This window comes from Holospora undulata HU1, from assembly GCF_000388175.3.
In the GTDB taxonomy this organism is placed as follows: Bacteria; Pseudomonadota; Alphaproteobacteria; order Holosporales; family Holosporaceae; genus Holospora; species Holospora undulata_A.
This window is the reverse complement of sequence record NZ_ARPM03000136.1, coordinates 1-2,347: the sequence shown is the minus strand read 5'-3', so window position 1 is coordinate 2,347 and position 2,347 is coordinate 1. Positions and strand designations below refer to the sequence as shown.

Sequence of the window (2,347 nt, the reverse complement as noted above, 5' to 3'; positions counted from 1 at the left end):
AGAACTATGAAAACGCAAGGGGTTACCCTTGAAAATCCCCCTATGAAAGATTTGGAAAGACTTTCCAAACTTATGACCATTGTCGCTGTTGCTATTTTATACGCTTCTATAACGGGTCTTACACAAGAACACAAGGGGACTCAGGTGGATCAAAGATAAACTCTTATTCTTTGATTTTAGCGATCTTTTAAACTACCTGAAAAAAAGTGAGGGCGAGTATGGTAGCAGACTCATTTTACTTTGCAGTTCGTCTTTGAAAAATTCTTTTTCCTTTTAACTATACTGAATGTATTTTTTGATTGCTCCTCTTATACTTTTTTGTTACGCAATTTCTGAAAAATTCGTCTCTTGCTCTGCCAATTGTTCTGCTCTTGCGTAAGTCATTAAAGCAGAAATAACCTCTTTTAATCCGTCTCCTTCCAAAATTTCAGGAAGTTGGTGAAGCGTTAATTTAATGCGATGATCAGTAAGACGTCCTTGAGGAAAATTGTAAGTGCGAATTCGTTCTGATCTGTCCCCTCTTCCCACTTGACGTTGACGAGACTGACTTCTTTTCATTTCTTCTTCTTGCTTTTTTGCATCATACAGCCTAGAACGCAACACTTTTAACGCTTTTGCTTTATTTTTATGCTGAGATTTTTCATCTTGCTGACTTACCACAATTCCGGTAGGAAGATGCGTAATACGTACAGCGCTGTCCGTAGTGTTTACAGATTGTCCGCCCGGACCGCTAGAGCGAAACACGTCAATACGAATATCTTTTTCGTCAATAACGATATCAACATCTTCTACTTCTGGTAAAACGGCAACAGTAGCAGCAGATGTATGAATACGTCCACTTGCTTCTGTTTTTGGTACACGCTGTACTCTATGCACTCCTGCTTCAAATTTAAGTTGAGCATATACATCCTTGCCTTGAATCAAAAGCCCAGCATCTTTGACACCTGCGTGATCGCTGTGATGAACATGCAACACCTCTACCTGCCATTTTTGTAATGCTCCGTAACGCATATACATTCGCATTAAATCTGCTGCAAACAATGCTGCCTCTTCTCCCCCCGTTCCTGCGCGAATCTCTAAAATTGCTCCTCGAGCATCATCTTCATCTTTAGGGAGCAAAAGAACGCGAATTTCATAACCTAATGCTTCTAAGGATTGACGTAATTTTTTTTTTTCTTCCTCTATCACTCCTTTCATTTCGTCATTTTCATCTTGAACCGTTAGCAAGTCGTCATATTCTTTTTGTATCTGAAACCACTTGCGAACACACTCCACAAGAGGTGTCATCCGCGCATAATCTTTGTTCAATTTAATAGAATCTTGTAAAAACTGATCCTCTAGCAGCGCGTTTTCTAGACGTTCATAGCGTTCAAGAATTGCAGAAAGCGTTTGATGAGAAATACCGTGCATAACAAAAAATAAAATTATTCCCGCTTAAGACTACCACACAACGAAAAAAGATACCAGTTAGAGAGAAAATATGCTTTGTAGACTTTTTGATCTTTTCGTGTTTAGTAGGAGTGGATTGAACTTATCGTGGCAAAAAGATTTTTATGGTAAATTCTGAGTTGATGTTTATAGATGAATGTGGAAAGTTAAAGATTAAAGATAAAATATTTGTACCATATAGAAAAATTTTATCAATGTGTATAAATAATGAAATAAAAATTACGTAATAAAATCGATTAATTTTCTTTTATCCTATGAGGATTGTGAAAACTGGTATTGTCCATCTTTACAAACTTTAATCGAGGGGCAGCTCCTTAATCAAAACTTTTTCTATCCATTAAAATAATTTTAATGGATTAGATAAATTAATCCCCAATTCACATAGGCCACAAACCGCCTAGAGCGTTAATGCTAAAATGTTATTCTGTTTCTAATAAAACAAATTACGATTTTTGAAGCTTTTAACTAAATATCTTTTTTGTTAGAATTGATAGAAGAAGTCTTTTTTAAAAGTCTCTAAAAAAAATTTTATGTAAATTTTGTAAATGTTCGGAGCGCTTTAAAAGCGGTTTCGTTCGAGGGGGCAGCGGTACAAATGTAAAAATATGGAAAAAATTTCACAAGGTGTGCCCGAAAAAGACAAGCTCAAAGCCCTCGTTTTATACACGCAATCGGCCTTTCAATGAAGCGAATTGCTCAGCGTTTTGGTGTCAGCGCCACCGCTGTTTTGAAGAGGGCGGGCACCTTATAATCAAGGCTATGCGCCAAAATTGAGCTATACCCAGAAGACAACGGTATTGTCATGGAAGTCGATGAATTTTAGCATTATTTAAAAAAAGAAGCAAAAATTTGGATTTTTAAAGCTTGGATTTTTAAAGTCTGTGATCGTGCTGGAAAA

General features: G+C 36.6%; 1 protein-coding gene and 1 pseudogene. One reads left to right on the top strand and one right to left on the bottom strand.

Annotated elements, in window-relative coordinates; all coding sequences use genetic code 11:
• Positions 1-321: 321 nt before the first annotated feature.
• A complete protein-coding gene (gene prfA / locus K737_RS03750) occupies positions 322-1,410 on the bottom strand; it encodes a peptide chain release factor 1 (RefSeq protein ID WP_006291087.1) in 1,089 nt (362 codons plus the stop codon).
• A 580-nt stretch (positions 1,411-1,990) separates the two neighbouring features.
• Here prfA and K737_RS12005 point away from each other — a divergent pair.
• Positions 1,991-2,200: pseudogene (locus tag K737_RS12005) on the top strand (helix-turn-helix domain-containing protein); the annotation flags it as partial.
• Positions 2,201-2,347 lie beyond the last annotated feature (147 nt).

Excerpts from the sequence above, each read along its gene's own strand:
- prfA (WP_006291087.1), bottom strand. The coding sequence starts at position 1,410 with ATGCACGGTATTTCTCATCAAACGCTTTCTGCAATTCTTGAACGCTAT.